This window comes from Scytonema hofmannii PCC 7110 (assembly GCF_000346485.2).
Lineage (GTDB): Bacteria > Cyanobacteriota > Cyanobacteriia > Cyanobacteriales > Nostocaceae > Scytonema > Scytonema hofmannii.
In genome coordinates, this window is the sequence record NZ_KQ976354.1 from 2,669,421 (window position 1) to 2,687,673 (window position 18,253).

General features: G+C 41.7%; 16 protein-coding genes. 10 read left to right on the forward strand and 6 right to left on the reverse strand.

The features are described 5' to 3' along the window. The first annotated feature begins 394 nt into the window (after nt 1-394). The 5 genes from WA1_RS58645 (at nt 395) to WA1_RS11500 (ending at nt 5,531) form a co-directional block, all read left to right on the forward strand. Nucleotides 395-580: a hypothetical protein gene (locus WA1_RS58645; RefSeq protein WP_201789086.1), complete on the forward strand. Its 186-nt coding sequence runs from the start codon at nt 395-397 to the stop codon at nt 578-580. Between the two features lie 514 nt (nt 581-1,094). After that, nucleotides 1,095-1,952, forward strand: coding sequence for a hypothetical protein (locus WA1_RS11485; RefSeq protein WP_033336685.1), 858 nt, complete (start codon nt 1,095-1,097; stop codon nt 1,950-1,952). 456 nt (nt 1,953-2,408) lie between these two features. Further along, nucleotides 2,409-2,744, forward strand: a complete 336-nt coding sequence (locus WA1_RS11490) for a hypothetical protein (protein ID WP_017749152.1) — start codon at nt 2,409-2,411, stop codon at nt 2,742-2,744. An 88-nt stretch (nt 2,745-2,832) separates the two neighbouring features. Beyond that, nucleotides 2,833-4,458, forward strand: a complete 1,626-nt coding sequence (locus WA1_RS11495; protein ID WP_066612847.1) for an alpha-amylase family protein — start codon at nt 2,833-2,835, stop codon at nt 4,456-4,458. Between the two features lie 104 nt (nt 4,459-4,562). Next, nucleotides 4,563-5,531 carry a TIGR03885 family FMN-dependent LLM class oxidoreductase gene (locus WA1_RS11500; protein WP_017749155.1) on the forward strand — a complete coding sequence of 323 codons (969 nt, stop codon included), beginning with the start codon at nt 4,563-4,565 and terminating at the stop codon, nt 5,529-5,531. Here the strand turns inward: WA1_RS11500 and WA1_RS11505 are convergent. Next, entirely contained in the window at nt 5,528-6,538 is a 1,011-nt protein-coding gene (locus tag WA1_RS11505) for a hypothetical protein (protein WP_017749156.1), read from the reverse strand. The two genes, WA1_RS11500 and WA1_RS11505, sit on opposite strands and share 4 nt — an antisense overlap. Nucleotides 6,539-6,751: 213 nt before the next feature. Between WA1_RS11505 and WA1_RS11510 the strand changes: the two genes are divergently transcribed. After that, entirely contained in the window at nt 6,752-7,318 is a 567-nt protein-coding gene (locus tag WA1_RS11510) for a YIP1 family protein (protein ID WP_017749157.1), read from the forward strand. Here the strand turns inward: WA1_RS11510 and WA1_RS11515 are convergent. From WA1_RS11515 to WA1_RS11525, 3 genes are all read right to left on the reverse strand, one after another. Further along, nucleotides 7,313-8,224 carry an aspartoacylase gene (locus WA1_RS11515; protein WP_017749158.1) on the reverse strand — a complete coding sequence of 304 codons (912 nt, stop codon included), beginning with the start codon at nt 8,222-8,224 and terminating at the stop codon, nt 7,313-7,315. The two genes, WA1_RS11510 and WA1_RS11515, sit on opposite strands and share 6 nt — an antisense overlap. A gap of 138 nt (nt 8,225-8,362) precedes the next feature. Then, nucleotides 8,363-9,205, reverse strand: a complete 843-nt coding sequence (locus WA1_RS11520) for a phytanoyl-CoA dioxygenase family protein (RefSeq protein ID WP_017749159.1) — start codon at nt 9,203-9,205, stop codon at nt 8,363-8,365. A gap of 53 nt (nt 9,206-9,258) precedes the next feature. Next, nucleotides 9,259-10,266: a glycosyltransferase family 2 protein gene (locus tag WA1_RS11525; protein WP_017749160.1), complete on the reverse strand. Its 1,008-nt coding sequence runs from the start codon at nt 10,264-10,266 to the stop codon at nt 9,259-9,261. A gap of 545 nt (nt 10,267-10,811) precedes the next feature. On the opposite strand from WA1_RS11525, the gene WA1_RS11530 reads away from it, so the two are divergent. After that, the gene (locus WA1_RS11530) at nt 10,812-11,852 is read left to right on the forward strand and encodes a sensor histidine kinase (protein ID WP_017749161.1); all 1,041 of its coding nucleotides are present in this window, start codon (nt 10,812-10,814) and stop codon (nt 11,850-11,852) included. Between the two features lie 656 nt (nt 11,853-12,508). On the opposite strand, the gene WA1_RS54870 is transcribed toward WA1_RS11530, so the two are convergent. Next, on the reverse strand, nt 12,509-12,766 hold the full coding sequence (locus tag WA1_RS54870; protein WP_148662672.1) for a hypothetical protein: 258 nt from the start codon (nt 12,764-12,766) through the stop codon (nt 12,509-12,511). Between the two features lie 158 nt (nt 12,767-12,924). Between WA1_RS54870 and WA1_RS11535 the strand changes: the two genes are divergently transcribed. The 3 genes from WA1_RS11535 to WA1_RS11545 all read left to right on the forward strand — a co-directional run bounded on the left by WA1_RS11535 (nt 12,925) and on the right by WA1_RS11545 (nt 17,055). Beyond that, a complete protein-coding gene (locus WA1_RS11535) occupies nt 12,925-14,070 on the forward strand; it encodes a calcium-binding protein (RefSeq protein WP_017749162.1) in 1,146 nt (381 codons plus the stop codon). Between the two features lie 194 nt (nt 14,071-14,264). Then, nucleotides 14,265-15,572, forward strand: a complete 1,308-nt coding sequence (locus tag WA1_RS11540; RefSeq protein ID WP_017749163.1) for a glycosyltransferase family 4 protein — start codon at nt 14,265-14,267, stop codon at nt 15,570-15,572. 82 nt (nt 15,573-15,654) lie between these two features. After that, on the forward strand, nt 15,655-17,055 hold the full coding sequence (locus WA1_RS11545; protein WP_017749164.1) for a pentapeptide repeat-containing protein: 1,401 nt from the start codon (nt 15,655-15,657) through the stop codon (nt 17,053-17,055). A 149-nt stretch (nt 17,056-17,204) separates the two neighbouring features. Here WA1_RS11545 and ilvC read toward each other — a convergent pair whose 3' ends face one another. Continuing rightward, nucleotides 17,205-18,200 (reverse strand): ketol-acid reductoisomerase, encoded by a 996-nt coding sequence (gene ilvC, locus WA1_RS11550; RefSeq protein WP_017749165.1) that lies wholly within the window; start codon nt 18,198-18,200, stop codon nt 17,205-17,207. Nucleotides 18,201-18,253 lie beyond the last annotated feature (53 nt).

An 18,253-nucleotide genomic window follows, 5' to 3' on the forward strand; every position in this document is an offset into this window, starting at 1 on the left:
AGTAGTAGAAGATAGTTGAACTAGCTAGAAAATTAAAAGGGACAAGGGTTAGAGATTTTTTCAATTAAATATAAACATTCTTGAGAGATACTTGCTCATCTCTTGTGGGTTCATTTATACAAATTTCTCTCATTTTTGTTCTCGTAAATAAAACGAGAACAGTTTCTTCGGAATTTTAGGCTTCACTTTCCCTTAACCGAGCAGTATTGCCACCACTCTTGCCCAAGCTATTCAACGAGACGAGGCGATCGCCCGTAGTGTTTTAGAAAGATTAGTTGAGGCAGGTTTAGTAGAAGCACATGGAGTCAAAAAAGGACGCACCTACACCTTAAGTCCTCAAATATACCGAGAATTAGGACAGTCAGCCGATTATGTTAGACAAGCAGGCTTTAATTTGATACAGCAAGAGCAAATGGTTCTGAGTTATGTAAAAACTCATGGCAAAATTACTAGACAAGAGGCAATAGAACTGTGTCGCATTAGTCAAGATCGAGTAACGCGCTTACTGCGGAGGTTAACAGACGCTCAGCAATTAAAATTAGTTGGTCAACGTCGGGGCGCACACTACGTCATTCCATAGCTTAGAAATACGCGCCGCGCTTTTTTCAGTCCGTTTTAGCTAAAACCAAAAGAAGCCCCAAGTTACAGCAATTTTCGCTCTTATTAGACCACATGGAGTGGGGTGGGGCCACATGGAGTGGGGTGGGCGTCCTCGCCCGCCCTCTATGATGTACGGGCGGGGACGCCCGTTCCACAAGAGCATAGTGTGGTTCATTTATTTGAAAACTGCTGTAACTTTAGTTGTGCCGACTTACTTAACAACAAGCAAATCTCCACCTATATGCTCTATCTATAGGACAGTAAAAGAAGTTTATTTAATCTTATTTTTATGACTTTGGCTAGAAGAAATGATTGCAGAAAATCCTTTAATCTAACTACAGACTTAACCGATTAAAAAGTACTTGTCTACTTAATCTATGTTTCATCAATAGAATAGATAGAAAATATGGCAAAAACGTTTCTTGAATTTCTTAGATTTACTTGCCAAGAAATGTAAATTTTCTGTTGTTTTGAAAACCAATATTTATTGAACCATGAATCTAGGTAATAAAAGCCCGGTAAAAGTGGATGTAAGTAACAAAAGCCAGGTTAATGGAGACGCTATGTCTAGCACTAAGGATATGTTTCAAAACCTTTGGAATGCAAAGGTAGTCTTAGCCACAGCAGTGTTGGCGTTGTTTGTTCGATTGGGGTACGGTAGCGATTCAGCTTCACCTCCAGGGCTTGCTAGTACATATGATATCAGCAGCAATACCGATGATTATATTGGTAGAACCGTGACCATTATTAGCAAGCCTTTTGAAAAAGTTAGTTCAAGCTCTTTTACAGTCAGTGATAGTCGATTTATGAGCGGTGAGCCTTTTGTGGTCGTAAACGCCACAGGTGTCCCTTTTGATTTACCTAAAAATAAAGATGTAAAAGTTCAAGTTACTGGTCAAGTTCGTAATTTAGACATTCCACAAATCGAGCGTGACTACCAGTTAAATTTGCAGGATGAATACTACAAAGACCATGTCAACAAACCTGCAATTATTGCTCAAGAGATAATACAAGCACCAACACCCGGTCAAATTACGAGCAAACCCACAAGATTCTATGGTAAAACTCTTGCAGTTAGGGCTGAAGTTGACAACGTTCAAAGTCCGGCTTTATTTACTCTAGATGAAAATTATGTAATAGGTGCAGAGGATTTGCTAGTTTTTCTCAAGCCTGAGCCACAAGAGGAGATTAAGAAGGCTCAAACTGTGATGGTTATGGGTGAATTGCGTCCTTTTAACGTTAATGAAATTGAGAGAGCCTATAACGTTAGGTGGGATGAAAAAGTGAAAACCCAGTTAGACGCTGATTATAGAAATAAGCCCGTATTGGTTGCTGACGCTATCTATCCATAAAGTAAGTGTTTAATTAAAAAACATTCCACCTTTTTCTTGTAGGATGGGCGTCCTCGCCCGTCCTATGACTCAATACAGTTCAGTTAAGCAGTTATTTAGAAACCCAGTATCTTGGAGATACCGGGTGTGGTGCTCCCCTCTCGACCCTTAACTGAACCGTATTGTCCTATGACTTGGGCGGGCGAGGACGCCCACCCCACAAGATAGATTGATTTCTTGGGACTGGTGTACTCAGTTCCCCCTGAGCTAATTTTTTATCTAGCACGATAGGTGAATAACATACCTTGAGATAGGTGTATTGTCATTACCTTTAGAGATACTACTGTAATTGAACCTACCTTTTTACCAAGGAGATATGTTCGTTCTTACGGTAACGGATATAACTCGTTGAAGATACTATTGATAAAGTCAAGATATTAGGTAGGATATACAATGTTGTAATATTTTTGACTAACAATGAATCCGGAAAAAGCAATTATTGTAGAGCAGACTCTTAGTGAGCCACCTCAAAATTCTGCGTCAAGAACAGAGTTGGTGATTCCCAGTGAAAGTGTATTTTTAATTCCTCTCTTTTTTTTACTCATTTTCTCAATTGCTTTTTTAAAGCAAACTAATTTTACACAAGCTTTATATCAAAAAATAGTTACTTCAAAACTTTACTCTCGAATTCCGTGTTTTAGATGTCAGTTTTTTAAACACAATCAATACTTACAATGTGCTGTGCAGCCTTGTTTAGTCATGACAAAAGCAGCTAGTGACTGTCCTGATTATTTACCTCAAAAAGGTAATTAATTTGTGTTTTTCAGAGAATTGATCAGTCAATTCACACAAGTCTCTTAAAATAAGTGGCAAATCAATATTGTTGAGAAGAGGAGGTTTGATGAAAGACCAGTGGTACAAAAACGCGATCGCATACTCTCTGGATGTCGAAACGTTTATGGACTCAGATGGCAATGGTATAGGTGACTTTCAAGGACTAACTCACTGCTTAGACCATCTTGCTGGACTGGGTATTACTTGTTTATGGCTCCTACCTTTTTATCCTTCCCCGAATCGAGACAATGGCTACGATGTGATGGATTACTACAATGTAGACCCTCGATTGGGAACACTGGGAGATTTTGTGGAGTTCATGTATCAAGCACGAGAGCGTGGGATTCGGGTTATGGTGGATTTGGTGGTGAATCACACCTCCAATCAACATCCCTGGTCCCAAGCAGCGGGAGCCGATAAAAACTCTAAGTACCGGGATTATTACGTGTGGACAGATAAACTTCCCGAACACGAAGTAGAACCTGTTTTTCCTGATGTTGAACGCAGTGTTTGGGAGTATGACGAAACTTCCCAAGCCTATTACCTGCACCACTTCTACAAAGAACAACCAGATTTGAACATTGCTAACCCCGCAGTGCAAGAAGAAATTTATAAAATTATGGGTTTTTGGTTGGAACTAGGGGTGTCTGGTTTTCGGATAGATGCTGCTCCTTTCTTGATAACGGGAATTGGGATTGAAGGTGCAGACGAAAAATGCCTGCAAAATTTCCTCTCTCATATGCGGGAATTTCTTTCGTCTCGCAGTATTGATGCAATCCTGCTTGCAGAAGCAAATGTAACACCAGACAAATTCTCCGTGTACTTTGGAGATGGCGATCGCATGGATATGCTATTCAACTTTTTGTTGAATCGTCATATGTTCCTCGCTCTTGCTCGTCAGCAAGCCGCACCTTTGATTGATGGGTTAAAGTCAATACCAAAAATTCCTCAAATTGGGCAATGGCTTAACTTTGTGCGAAATCACGATGAACTCGATCTTTCTGGGTTGGCTTCAGAAGAACTAGAAGAGGTCTTTGCGGCTTTCGCTCCTGAAGAAAATATGCGGAGTTTTGGACGGGGTATTCGTCGCCGACTACCACCTATGCTAGAAGGCAATTGTCATCGTATAGAACTGACCTATAGTTTGATGTTCAGCTTGCCCGGTACTCCCATGCTACGTTACGGTGATGAAATCGGTATGGGTGATGACTTGTCTCTAGAAGGTCGCGAAAGCGTTCGTACTCTGATGCAGTGGTCAGATGAACCCAATGGTGGTTTTTCCACTTCCCCTGAAAAGAATCTTGCCAAACCAACTATTTCACAAGGCAACTACGGTTACACACACGTTAACGTTGCTACCGAACAGCGCGACCCGAATTCCTTAATGAATTGGATGGAACGCCTTATCCGTATTCGCAAGCAATGCCCAGAATTTGGTCGGGGAGAGTGGCAAATTCTAGAAACCGATGAACCTTGCGTTTTTGCTCACTGCTGTGAATGGCAAGGTAGAGCTGCGATCGCAGTTCACAATCTTGCAGATCGAGAGTGTATCGCCACCATCAAAACAAAAAAGTACAAGCACCTGATTGAGTTATTTTGCGATCGACAATACGAACCAATTGAAGGCGAGTTATTTTCCATTCCTTTATCAGCATACGGTTACCGTTGGTTCCGAGTCAACACGATGCGTTAAATGGCTAATACTATTTTGGATTTTGGATTTTGGATTTTGGATTGGGAAAGCTTTGCTTGGACTAAATTTCACACTACGATCTGTCGCATTCTTTTTTCAACTTTATGGTAAAAATTGGTTGTCAGGCTTCTCACGAACAATTTAAACCCAGCGAACTGCTTAAGTACGTCCAAATGGCAGAACAAGCTGGCTTCACTCATGTCCTATCTTCCGATCACTTCCATCCGTGGAGCGAACAACAAGGACAAAGCGGTTTTGCCTGGTCTTGGCTAGGTGCTGCAATGCAAGCCACCCCCACACTTTCCTACCGAGTGGTTTGTGCTCCAGGTCAGAGGTATCATCCTGCGATCGTTGCTCAGGCTGTAGCAACTTTATTAGAAATGTTTCCCAATCGCTTTGTGTTAACGGTTGGTAGCGGTCAAGCACTCAACGAACAAATTACTGGAGACGGTTGGCCTACCAAATCTCAACGAAACGCTCGCCTCAAAGAGTGTGTTGATGTGATGCGTGCTCTTTGGACAGGAGAAACAGTCACTCATCACGGTTTAGTTTGTGTCGAAGAGGCAAAACTATACACCCGTCCGGAAACACCGCCTCCAGTTATTGGAGCTGCTATCACCTCTAAAACAGCAGAATGGCTTGGCAGTTGGGCTGATGGGCTGATTACTATTTCTCATCCACTTCCCAAGCTGAAAGAAGTTGTTGAGGCTTTTCGTCGTGGTGGTGGTGAAGGTAAACCCATGATTTTAAAAGTGCAGCTTTCTTACGATCGCAATGAGGAAGCAGCACGGCAAAAAGCACACCAGCAATGGCGCAACAATATTTTTGAAAATATTTTGATGACAGAGTTGCGGACTCCACAGCAATTTGATGCGGCTGGAGCATTTGTTCAACCCCAGGAGTTGGATCTACACGTCCGCATTTCCTCAGATCCACAACAGTATATTGAGTGGCTTCAGGAATACGTTGAACTCGGATTTGATGAACTTATCCTGCACAATGTTAACCGGGAACAGGAGAAGTTTATTGAAGTTTTTGGTGAAAAAGTGTTGCCAGTAGTAGCACGTAATTAATTTTCAGACCAAATAGGCAATTGATTCACTTTCTGCACGGTTAACTCTACGTAAGAAGTTTTCTTTCCTTCCACAGGTGCTGTCCCAAAATAGCCTTCAGGACCATCGTGAGCATGGGGTCCGCTACTAACGACGGTATAACGTCCTTGTTGCTGTGCTTGATTAAAGGGAGAACCAACAGTTATGGGCCAACGTGACGCAAACAAGAAACGAGCTACATCCTCAACCCAATCTCGACGACCTTGAAGGTGATACACATGATGAACGGTCTCAAAGCCAGTGTTTCCATCAAAGCTACCCCCAACAGAGATAACGATTAACTTGGCATTCAACCAATCCTCTAGATAGGAGACTGCACCAAGAGACACTTGTGCTCCTCCACTAGTACCAATTAAGATGAGTTTAAGGGGTTGCTGCGATCGCGAAATAGGATATACGGCGTTCATGCGATCGACGATTGCTGTTGCAATTCCCTGGTTATAAACAGAACCGTAACGTTCGTCTGCGGAAATGGCAAACCGCCAGAGATTGCGAATTTTAATTAAAATATCGGCATTTTTTAGCCAACCATCTGCTTCATCTGCAGCACGCCATAAAGGACTGAGAAACCTCTGTCCTCCCAAACTCTCGTTTGCAGCTGAATAAGGAAAGACATCCCGAACAGTCACACAATTAGAATGAAACTGTTCCAATCGATTTAGAAAGAATTCTTCGCCTGGAGTTAACTGGTTAGCTGAAAAATCTCCCACTCCTGGCAAAAAGACAATGTAGCAGTTAATTTTTGCAGACCGAGTACTTCCACCCGATTGATTAGCACCTGATAATAGTTTCTTTGTCCGATCTTGATTTTTTAAACCCAAACTTTCCGCACCTTCTTGCAACCACCAAATCAAAGTTCCCACAGGCGCTAAGGTTCCCCAAGCTAGAAGCAAAACTCCTGCCAAAACAAGTAGCTTTAAAGTATCACCTTGTACCCTTAGCAATATCTGTTGAATAAATCGAAGCATTTTACAGTTAGTGGTTAGTTGTTAGTGGTTAGTGGTTAGTGGTTAGTGGTCACTGATTACTGGTCACTGGTCACTGATTAGTTGTTAGTGGTAAAATAATCATATTATCAGACTTGTACCCACTAAATATTAACTCTCAACTATTAATCACTAACTACTAAATATCAATTCTGAACTACTAACAACCAACAACTAACCACTAACAACCAACAAATGATAGAATCAAAGCAGGGGTTTTGGAAAACTCTTAAAGATGCTTTATTGTTAAATTCTAGCCTTTATGAAAATGCTCGTAACACTCCACAAACTCGTCAGTTAGCCTTATCTATCGTGATTTTATCTGCTCTTTCTCATGCTTTGGGAAGTAGTGTTATTTTGATCATCAATCTTGTTTCTTTGCCAATCGCGATCGCAGTGCTTGTACTTGATATACTCTCAATCATAGCAGGCTACTATTTTTGGACTTTTACGATTTGGAAAATTGGACAGTGGTTAAAGCCAATAGATCCAACTTTTGGTGACTTATTGAGTCCTATCGGATTTGCTTATGCACCACAAGTCCTCAATTTTTTAACTTTGATACCTTTACTGGGACGACCAATTGAGTTGATATTAGCAGTATGGAGTTTGCTGGCGGCGATCGTAGCAGTTCGTCAAGGGTTAGATATTAGCACCACTCAAGCAGCGTTAATATGTTTGGTAGGTTGGCCTTTGATTCAGATTGCGATCGGTGTGTTGCAAGTTACAGAGCAACAAGTTATAAGATTTGTACGATTATGAAGGTTGCATCTCTATGACATCATGACTAGAAAGTAGGATTTCTTGCTTTTTTGTGAAACACATGGCAACGCCCTTTTCATAGTACGCAGCTTCATTGATAAATATTGGATAAACAGTTGACTCTCCTACATAAGGAATCTCTTTACCATCGAAAGTAAGAAACATTGGATCGCCAGGATGAAGAGGTTCGTAATCTCTAAACTGAAGCTGAGGATGAATCATTGCTTGAATCTCTCCCCGCTCATTTCTGGGATAATCCACATCACTTATAGTAAAATAAACCGTAACTGCGCTGGGAGATGGTGGTGCTGTTCCTTGGTTGCTAGAATCTAAATAATTCAAGATAGTATATATGAGTTCTTCGGTTTTTTGAAACCATTCTGCACTCAAAACACTTTGTGCAACCGGACCTACCTCAACAACAAAGCCTAATTCGCAAAGAGAACGGAGAAAACTACTTTCTCTATCGGAAGCAGCACAACAAACTTTTACCAATGGATTAATTGAACTTAAGTAAGCAGCTAACTTAAGTAAAAAAGGATGCTCGTTTTTCAAAATAATGCTGAGTCCCATGTTTGTAGTTGTCGAGTGTAAATCCACAATGACATCTACTTGGGAGTTTCCTTTTGGCCCTAAAATTTTGTGTATATTTTTTGCGCGAATGTCTTCATAACTAGATAGTGTGGTATCATGTAGGTCTTTTTTCAAAAAACAACGATTTAAGTCTTTATCAATATACCGCCTACTTTCTTCAAAAGCTCTAGGATTTCCCAGTAATGTGAAGGTTTCAAAGCTATGGCGTTTAATTAAAGCAGGATATTTTTCAAACTTTTTAATTAAATAGATTCCTGTAAATTCATTTCCATGGGTTCCGCCTACTATTGCAGCCCTTTTGATTTTGGTCATGCTACGAGATCGCCAAAAATGAGGATGAGCACTTAAGAACTGCCTTTAATTATAAATAAAGACAAGGAAGTTCAACACGTCAGATCCCCGACTTCTTTAAGAAGTCGGGGATCTTGGAGGATCTTGCAACTCAAAAGGTTAAGCTTTACACAAAACTTCTGGTCTAGCGAAAGTCTCATCCCAGTATTGAGTACACAATTCTGGACGCTGCGGAGGATTGGCAGTGTAAACAAAAAACAGCGCTGACCTGTCTTGTGTTCTCAAAGTTCCATGATGCAAAGCGCGTCTTGGATCTACAAAAATAACTGTACCTGCTGGTCCGGGACATGATTTCCAGTACTTTTTAGGAATAATGTCCTGCAACTGCTCATCGTTAATCCCTATATAACCAGACCGCCAAAGCTTGTAATAAATCCGGTAATAATTCAAGTTAGGCAGTGAGGTTAAAGACAGGGGTATATATTCAAAAGGTCCGTGACGATCTTCTACATCACTTAGATAAACAATAATTTTGACAATACGACGGTCTTCGGAGTCTTTGTGCCAAAGCAGAGTCCCAAATTGGTTCTCGTTAGGAAAGTCTTTACGCAAATGCACTCCATGAAAGGCAACCGGAAGTCCGATATAGTTTTCAATTATCGAGAGTAATTTTTTTTCTTGTGCCCATTGAGAAAACTCAGACAAATCTGTCATCGTGTAAATTTGCGGTAATCTTTCAGTTTTTTCGCTGTGATTTACCGACAACATTTCAGACAAATAATTGTGTGCTGTTTTGAGAAGAGTGGAAGTAGAGCTTATTTTCAATTCTTCAAGAGAAGTAACGTAAACTCCTTCTGTGTTCAGGGCATCTACAATTTTGCGATCGCTATCTTTCAATACAGGAACTTTTCCTGCATGCTTCAGAAGTTCTCCCCTATAGATTAATTGAGACTGTAAGTCAATTACTTTACTTTTGATTATGTTTCCAATGCTGCTAATCATGACATAACTATTGGCTAAATTTTAAACTACTTTTTTGTTATTTTTACCCTAGATTATATCTCATAATTTGATAGATTTTTCGTAGATAATTCTGGGTTTTCTACTCCATTTATTTGGCGATTACCTATTATATCTAAAATAGATAAAACAACTAGAGTAAAGAAGGGAACAACAGTCTTTATCGTAAATAAAGGCCATCTCCTTAATGCACCGAAGAGAACTTTCAAGTTAGCTTCTTGGAAGTTCTTCCAAACCATCTGCCTGCAATATTGCCTAGAATAACCGTTTTGTTCTAGTTTCATCAACACTTCAGATATATGTTTGTATTGCATTAACAGTGCTGACTTTTGCTCTTTCTGCCAATAGCTTACACCAACGATACATTCTACGTAAGTCTTTTTAGTCACAATGACTCTGCCATTAGCAGCACAATAGCCTGCTATGTACGCTAAAGATATCCAGTTTTGTGCTGCATCTTCCCATTTTTGAAGAGATTTATGTACTAGATTGGTTCTATATATAGAAGCTGTCAGAAAAATCACTGCTCCCACGCTCTTGGAAAAACAGTGTTCAAATACAGCTTTTCCGTCGCGATCGCCATCTTCACTATCAACATCAAACCAACGGTTTCCAACTATTGTTGGTGGATGAACTGGTTCACCAGTGGTTTTGTTGCGACCGGAAAAATTGAGAAATAATAGCGCTAAATTCTCATGCTTTTTAATTTTTCCCAAGGCATATGACACTGCCTCATTTTCAATTGGATCGTCATCACCAATTGCCCAAACATATTTTGTTGTTGCTGATTTTAGGCAATTGATGATGTTGGGCATTACACCAAGATTTTCGGAATTTCTGTTTGACTTAAATGTGATATGGCTGAGTTGAGTTTGCCATTTTTTGATGATTTCCTGAGTATTATCAGTTGAACAATTATCTGAGACAAAAATTTCGCAGTCAGACTCAAAACCTTGGATGGCTTGAGCAATCCATGCCAATTGTTTGTCAAGTAGTTCGGCACGATTGTAAGTGGGGATAGCGATAGTCAGTAATTTATTCACAGTCTTCACAGTTTACGACGAGTACTTTTACACCCTGTGCCGCTCGGCTAGCTCTCAGATTTTCCATGTATCAAAATGGAGGCAATTGAACTAAAAAAACCTTAGACCGATAGCTTGTACAGTAATTCGGTTGGGGTTTCCATCATTTTTCGCTTGCTATAAGAAAGCTTACAATTATCCCTTAACAAAACTGTGTAAATCTTATGACGAAATTGTGACTATTTTTTGAGATTCAAAAGTTTATTTTTATTTTTTTATCGAATTTTTTTTCCTCTGACATAACTCATCATACTATTTTTTAGATTAATTTTTTATGTTAATAAACAGTGATTTTCGTAAATTTCTTATAAAGTAGTTGATTGGATGTAATTCTTTGAAAATAGCATAATAATTGTATCTAAAAATACTGAAGTTCATTTAATTAATCCAATCTTTGTTAAAATAGCGTATCTCAATGGGTTATAAATGAAAAAATTCTGTTACTTAGACGAAAAGTGAGCAAGGTTAGCCTGCGATGGCGATTACTATTCTCCCACGCTATTGTAATGTTAGTTGGGTTGAGTACCCTGGTGATAGTGGGCAGGTTCTTCTCGCCCCACCTGTTTGGATTGCATTTAAAGTCTTTAGAGGGAAGGGGATTTGACCTAAGTAAAATTCGCCACGAATTAGTTGAGGAGTTTGAAACAGCCTGGAACAGAGGAGCTTGGTACTCTATACTAACAGGTGCAACTGTAGCAGGTGGCTTAAGTTACCTAGTTGCACGACGAATTGTACAACCTCTCAATCAAATGGAGAAGATTACTCGGCAATTCGCGCAAGGAGATTTAAAAGCACGAATACCTAAAAATGAGATTCCAGAGTTAAATCGTCTTGCCACTAGCTTCAATCGAATGGCCGCCAACCTTGAAGGGGTGGAACAGCGCCGTCGAGAACTTATAGGAGACTTAACCCATGAACTCCGTACCCCTCTGACAATTTTAGAGGGGTACTTAGAGGGTTTAGCAGATGGCACAATTGAACCTTCAGCAGAAGTTTTTCAGCGATTGGCCAGGGAGACAACTCGATTACATCGATTGGTTGATGATACACAAGAACTTTCTAAAGCCGAAGCAGGATATTTACCTATCAACATACAACCCGTTAATCTATATCCACTGTTTCTGTCCCTAATTCAGCGATTCTCCGATCAACTTTTAGAAGAAGGTCCGGTGTTGTGGTTGGACTGTCCGCCCAATCCTCCCTTAGTCTCTGCCGATCCCGAACGAGTTGAGCAAATTTTGGTCAACCTGCTTGGCAATGCGGTACGCTACACTTTGGAAGGTTCCATCACAATAAAAGTTTGGAGCGAACCTCCTAAATTATGGATTGCAGTTATTGATACAGGTCATGGCATTAGTACAGATGATCTAAAATTTGTCTTTGACCGCTTTTGGCGCTCGGATCGTTCTCGTGTTCGCAGCCCAGGAGGTACCGGAATTGGCTTAGCTATTTCGCGTCGTCTTGTAGAGTTACAAGGAGGGGAAATTCAAGTATACAGCAAGCTAAATGAGGGAAGCACGTTTCAATTCTCGCTGCCATTAGTTTGAAAAATCATTGCACCAATACATCAGTTATTCTTATAGATGCCTGAAAATATCTCATTGACAAGGTTAGATTTATTGTGATAAATGTTATACCTAGCTCGCGTACATATAGTCTAAGTAAATTAACTCTTAGTATTAGGTGCAATTTACCGTGTTAGAGTATCTAGCATTTGGCTCGGAGTCAGTATTTTTGCTGCGAACTCTCTGCTGTACGCAGAAGAAAATTTCCCCATTCTTTTCCCTAGATTGCTCTTCCCTAAGAACTTCTCTAAACTCTAGTTTTAATTTTTGGGTAGTTTTAAAATTGTGAAGATTACGAGAAGAATGATGAAAAACAACATGATGGGTTTGCTTGTTCCATCTTTCTGTTTTAAAGTTATATGAGAAACTAAAAGCTTTATATTGTTGACAAGGCTTGACTTTAAGTAGTAAGCAATGAAGCAGCAGAAGAGCTTAAAATTTTGAAGAGTTGGGTGTATACTCCAATCGTTATCTATATGTTATCAGATTAACTTTTCGTAGATTATAATGCAAAATCCCGAATGCTGAATCAGTATTAAATAAGCATCTTAATATACATATCGTTTTGATTTACCAGGGTTTACAAACGGGATTATAATCGCAGGGGATCTGATGGCTTTAATGTGGCTGTGCAAACTTCACAATATATGATGAAGTTGCGACTTGGCATATTTACATTGTTGCGATCGCATTGATGCAACTTTGCTTACAGCTATTTTCAAGTAGATAAACTGCATCTTTGTTACCTCACATAAAGGTGCAAAGATGAGGTTTTGCGTTGCCGAGCATAAGCTTTGGACGGGTGTCCTGACTTGTTCGTGTAGCGTCTCCTTAAGGAGATAGCTATGAGTACTATCATGTCCTCTACTTTGATGTCGATGGTACAGGTAGCGCATAGAGCGTGCAACTTCTCACCATGCCTTTGGCACCCAATCTCAAATTTGAAAGAGGGGAGTAGTGAGAGTTGCAAAAACAAACTAGTACGACTTAATAGTGTACATTAAGTCCGTTCAAGTGAGCTAAAATTCTTGATTCTTTTTGAAAGGAGCAATTTATGGTAGTCAGAAACGGAACACTGGAATCAGATACTCTTCAAGGTTCTAATCAAGCCGACACTCTGCGCGGTCAAGCAGGTGAAGACCTTTTAATTGGCTTAGGCGGTAATGATCTGCTCCAAGGTGGACTCGATAAAGACACTCTGTTTGGTGGAGACGGTACCGACAGATTGTTTGGGGATGATGGTGAAGATGAACTGTATGGTGAGGATGGTAATGACAGCCTCAATGGTGGGCTAGATAAAGACACTCTGTTTGGTGGAGATGGTGCTGATAGCCTACGTGGGGATGCAGGCGAGGACGAACTCTATGGTGAAGAAGGCAATGACACCCTCAATGGCGGACAAGCTCTGAGTGATGACAAAGACTTCCTAGATGGAGGTGCGGGCAATGACTATCTCTTTGGTGGATTTGAGGATACTGTACTTGGTGGTGAAGATGCAGACACGTTGATTGGTAGCAGCTCTGATGACTTGCTTTACGGCGATGACACAGAAGGATTGATTGAAGGTGGTAATGACATCCTCTTAGGCGGAGGTGGCAACGATACTCTCTATGGTGGAGGTGGTGATGACAGTCTGAACGGTGAGGCTGGCAGTAGCACTTTGTATGGGGAGGGTGGCAATGACACTCTCCAGGGTGGCACTGAAGGTGATTACCTTGAGGGTGGAGAAGGTGTTGACAGGATTTTAGGTGCAGGTGGCAATGACACTCTCTACGGTGATGGCGAGGACAGTCTTGGTGGTAATGACGTCCTTGATGGCGGTGCTGGTGATGACTTCCTTGATGGTGGTGCTGGTACCGACAGGATTATAGGTGGATCTGGCAATGATACCCTCACTGGCGGTGAAGAGGACGGAGTCGTTGACACTCTCATTGGTGGAGCAGGTACTGACATCTTTGCATTATCATTTGTTGATTTTGAGCCTGGCGATCCTGTTCCACAAGGCGATCGGATCAATGATTTTCAGGATGGCGTAGATTTCTTCGAGGTTGATTTACCGTTTGGGGATCTTTCTCTCACCCGTGTCACGATTGATGGTCAAATTAGTACTCGGATATCAGTGACTGAAACTCGCGAAGTCTTAGCGAACGTCATTAACGTGCGTCCCACACTGATTACTGAAGCAGATTTTATCGCTTAGGAAATGGGCAACCAGGCGGATGAACTTAGATAGCTCCGAGACACACGCGCCTGAGAAGTTACCCTGAACAAATTCACTGTCTTTATTTTAGTATCTTCTGCTGTCTCTTACCAAAGGGACAGTGGGATTGAAATCACAAAAAGAATTCGGAATTCCGAACTTTATATTTCCGAGTTCATTTCACTCAACCAATCATGCGAATTTTATTCCTGCACCCCAATTTCCCAGCCCAATTTCGTCACGTTGCTGCGGCTTTAGCTCAAGACAAACGACACCAAGTGGTTTTTGGCACCACCCGTCGCGAGGGTAGTATCCCTGGTGTTCATAAGGTCATCTATACCTCAAAACGAGAGGCGCGACCAGAAACCCATCACTATGTCAGACCTTTAGAAAATGCTGTGCTTCAGGGTCAGGCTGTTTATCGCATGGCGGAACAACTTTCTTCTCGTGGGTTTGTTCCGGATGTTGTCTACGGTCATTCCGGTTGGGGTCCAACTCTGTTAATTAAAGATATTTTCCCAAAAGCGCAATTACTTTGTTATTTTGAATGGTTTTACCACGCTCATGGCACCGATGCCGATTTTGACCCCAATGAACCCCTGAATGCTGACGATGAAGCCAGAATTCGGCTGAAAAATGCGCCCATCTTAATGGATTTATACAGTTGCGATCGCGGTCTTTCTCCCACCAATTGGCAAAGGCAACAATTTCCTCCAGAATATCACAGTAAAATTACTGTGTGTCATGATGGCATTGATACCAAATTTTTTTGTCCCAAGCCAGGAGCCAAATTGGTATTACCACGCATCAATTTAGACCTGTCGCACGCAAAAGAACTGGTGACTTATGTAGCAAGGGGCATGGAACCTTATCGAGGTTTTCCGCAGTTTATGGAGGCGGTTGCCTTACTTCAAGAGCGGCGACCCCAGTGTCATGTGGCGATTGTGGGAGAAAACCGGGTAGCCTACGGTAAAGCATTGCCAGAGGGTAAAACTTACAAAGAGGCGATGCTGGAAAAATATGACCTCGACCTCAACAGAATTCATTTTACAGGTTGGTTGCCTTACTCTGAATACCTGCAAGTTCTTCAAGCATCCTCTGTACACGTTTATCTCACTCGTCCCTTTGTTCTGTCTTGGTCAATGTTGGAGGTTTTATCCGCCGGGTGCTTGCTAGTAGCTTCCAACACTTCCCCTGTTACCGAGATCATCCGAGATGGTGTCAACGGTTTGTTGGTAAATTTCTTTTCACCACAAGAAATATGCGATCGCGTAGAAGAAGCACTCCAGCATCCAGAAAAAATGGCTGCCATTCGCGATCGAGCAAGGCAAACAATTCTAGAGCACTATGACTTGTCGCATTTGTTACCTCAACACCTACGATGGATACAGCAACAAGAAGAGAACAACAACCGCAAACAAGTAGTGCATTACCTACATCAAGTAAATCCAGGGAACATAGAGACGCGCCATGACACGTCTTTACAAGTTTTTGTCAGTTAAAAACCTCACAGAATTAATGGGTCAGATTGCTCATTCTCTTACATCTCTAGCTCACACCAATTAGATTTTTTATGTACAAAATATGGCAGTTTTAAACTTTAGCGAACAAAGATTGGAAGGAAGAAATTTCAACGGTCGAGACCTCAATGGCTCAACATTTTTCAAAGCCGAGTTGTACGGTGTTCAATTTGTTAAGACGTTATTAAGCGGCACTAATTTTGAAGAAGCAAAGCTGTTCAATGTGAATGCATCGGATGCCATCTTTAGTCCTAACAGTAGCTTTCGTAAACCTGTTAATTTCTTCAAGGCAACATTAGAAAATGTCAATCTCAGTGGAGCTAGACTACAACAAGCCAATCTGTCAATGATTGAGGCGAAAGTCATTAACCTGTCTAAAGCCAACCTGACCAATGCTAACCTGCGAGAAGCAAATCTCAGTGGCGAACAATCCGAACGAGCAAATCTGAGAGGGGTAAACCTGACAGGAGCCGATCTCTACAAGGCGAAGCTAAAAGCTGCTGACTTAACGGGTGCCACGCTAGTGAATGCTAAGTTGGAAGAGACCGAGCTGGAGTCCGCGCTTCTAGTCAATGTCAATGCCACGGGTGCTGATTTCCGAGAGGTAAAACTCACAGACTTTACCGTGCAAAACTCTATCTTTGACCGAGCTAATCTCAGTGGTGTATCTTTCAGTGACGTAGAATCACCAGATCCAAATCAACCAGCTAATGTCAGGTTTCGTGGCGCTGATTTAAGCAACTTTACATTAGATGATGTTATTTTGCCCGGTTCTGATTTTAGTCCTCATATAGATGCCAATGGCAATGTGACAGTTACAAACCTGACTGGAGCCAAACTGGCTGACAGCAATTTAAGAGGATCGAATTTCACCAATGCCAACTTGAGAAATGCTGACCTGTCTAAAACCGACTTCACAAATGCTATCTTCGTCGGAGCTGATCTCACGGGTGCGATCGCAGTTGATGCTATTGGTCTAGTACTTGGGACTTCCAGTCAGGATAACCTAACTGGAACAAGCGCCAAAGATAACTTTTTCGGCGATGATGGTGACGACAACTTCAACAGTCAGGGAGGGAATGATTATCTTGACGGAGGTGACGGCAATGATACTTTAACAGGTGGTAGCGGAAATGACATTTTCTTTGGTGGTGCTGGCAATGACATATTCAATGGTGGGACTGGTCGCGATACAATTCTCTACAGGAGTGGCGATGGCCAAGACCGGGTTAATGGATTTACAACAGGAACAGGGGGAGATGTCCTATCCTTCAGTGATATTGACGCAATTGATGTGCGTATAGTCAACGGTAGTAGCCAGTTCCGAGTTGGAGATGGCACTGCTGGAAACGCAGGCTTTGGCACAGGTGATTTGTTACTCACCCTTGTTAACACCTCCTTTACCAGAGCACATGTCAGCACCAACATCGATTCAGTCAACAGGCCTGTCTTCCAATTCTCTTAAGAAACAGGGGAGTGGGGAATAGGGAGTAGGGAGTAGGGGAAAGAGTGTTTCTTTCATTCGTAGCGGGCGGTGCGCCTCCCGTGGAGTTGCTCCTAAGAGCGTGATGTTTGGAATCCCCACCCTTAGCCTCTGGCAAGGTGGGGAAGATATCAATCTTTTTTCATCCAACTAAACATGGCACGTAAATCTTTGCCAACAGCCTCAATGGGGTGTTCGGCTTCTTGACGGCGCATGGAGGTAAAACCCGGTTTACCTGCTTGGTTTTCTAAAACGAATTCTCGTGCAAATTGACCGGATTGAATTTCTTTGAGAATGCGGCGCATTTCTGCTTTGGTTTGGTCGTTCACAATCCGAGGTCCGCGAGTGAAGTCTCCATATTCAGCAGTGTTTGAAATGCTATCGCGCATTTTAGCTAAGCCGCCTTCTACAATTAAGTCAACAATCAATTTGACTTCATGGAGACATTCAAAGTAAGCCAATTCTGGCTGATATCCTGCTTCCACTAAAGTTTCAAAACCAGCTTTGATGAGGGCGCTTAAACCACCGCACAGGACAGTTTGTTCGCCAAACAAATCCGTTTCTGTTTCTTCGCGGAAAGTCGTTTCCAGAATTCCCGCACGAGTACCGCCAATACCTTTAGCATATGCCATTGCGCGATCGCGTGCTTGACCGCTAGCATTTTGATAGACCGCAAACAAAGCAGGTACGCCTTGTCCCTGTTCGTAGGTTCGCCGTACCAAATGTCCCGGTCCTTTGGGTGCAACCATCACCACATCCACAGTGGGAGGTGGTACAACTTGACCAAAGTGAATATTAAAGCCGTGAGCAAATAATAAAACGTTTCCTTCTTCCAAATGAGGTTCAATCTCATCTTTGTAAATAGTTTTCTGCACCTCATCTGGCAGCAAAATCATAATTAAGTCAGAAGCTTTAGCCGCGTCGGCAACATTCTTAACGGTCAATCCAGCAGCTTCAGCTTTTGCCACTGACTTACTGCCCGGATATAGTCCAACAATTACATTCAGACCGCTATCTTTGAGATTGAGGGCGTGGGCATGACCTTGGGAACCATAGCCAATAATAGCGATAGTTTTTCCCGCCAAAAGGTCTAAATTCGCATCTTCGTCGTAGTACATCCGGGCCATAATTTAGCTTCTCCAGTCACCAAGCATCATCTTCGTTGCAAACTTGTTATTAT

What these genes read in the sequence shown, in the direction of transcription:
- WA1_RS11510 (WP_017749157.1), top strand. Translation starts at nt 6,752, where the DNA reads ATGATAGAATCAAAGCAGGGGTTTTGGAAAACTCTTAAAGATGCTTTA.
- WA1_RS11520 (WP_017749159.1), bottom strand. Translation starts at nt 9,205, where the DNA reads ATGATTAGCAGCATTGGAAACATAATCAAAAGTAAAGTAATTGACTTA.
- WA1_RS11535 (WP_017749162.1), top strand. Translation starts at nt 12,925, where the DNA reads ATGGTAGTCAGAAACGGAACACTGGAATCAGATACTCTTCAAGGTTCT.
- WA1_RS11530 (WP_017749161.1), top strand. Translation starts at nt 10,812, where the DNA reads ATGTTAGTTGGGTTGAGTACCCTGGTGATAGTGGGCAGGTTCTTCTCG.
- WA1_RS11505 (WP_017749156.1), bottom strand. Translation starts at nt 6,538, where the DNA reads ATGCTTCGATTTATTCAACAGATATTGCTAAGGGTACAAGGTGATACT.
- WA1_RS54870 (WP_148662672.1), bottom strand. Translation starts at nt 12,766, where the DNA reads ATGCGCTACCTGTACCATCGACATCAAAGTAGAGGACATGATAGTACT.
- WA1_RS11485 (WP_033336685.1), top strand. Translation starts at nt 1,095, where the DNA reads ATGAATCTAGGTAATAAAAGCCCGGTAAAAGTGGATGTAAGTAACAAA.
- WA1_RS11515 (WP_017749158.1), bottom strand. Translation starts at nt 8,224, where the DNA reads ATGACCAAAATCAAAAGGGCTGCAATAGTAGGCGGAACCCATGGAAAT.
- WA1_RS11495 (WP_066612847.1), top strand. Translation starts at nt 2,833, where the DNA reads ATGAAAGACCAGTGGTACAAAAACGCGATCGCATACTCTCTGGATGTC.
- WA1_RS11500 (WP_017749155.1), top strand. Translation starts at nt 4,563, where the DNA reads ATGGTAAAAATTGGTTGTCAGGCTTCTCACGAACAATTTAAACCCAGC.
- WA1_RS11490 (WP_017749152.1), top strand. Translation starts at nt 2,409, where the DNA reads ATGAATCCGGAAAAAGCAATTATTGTAGAGCAGACTCTTAGTGAGCCA.
- ilvC (WP_017749165.1), bottom strand. Translation starts at nt 18,200, where the DNA reads ATGGCCCGGATGTACTACGACGAAGATGCGAATTTAGACCTTTTGGCG.
- WA1_RS11540 (WP_017749163.1), top strand. Translation starts at nt 14,265, where the DNA reads ATGCGAATTTTATTCCTGCACCCCAATTTCCCAGCCCAATTTCGTCAC.
- WA1_RS11545 (WP_017749164.1), top strand. Translation starts at nt 15,655, where the DNA reads ATGGCAGTTTTAAACTTTAGCGAACAAAGATTGGAAGGAAGAAATTTC.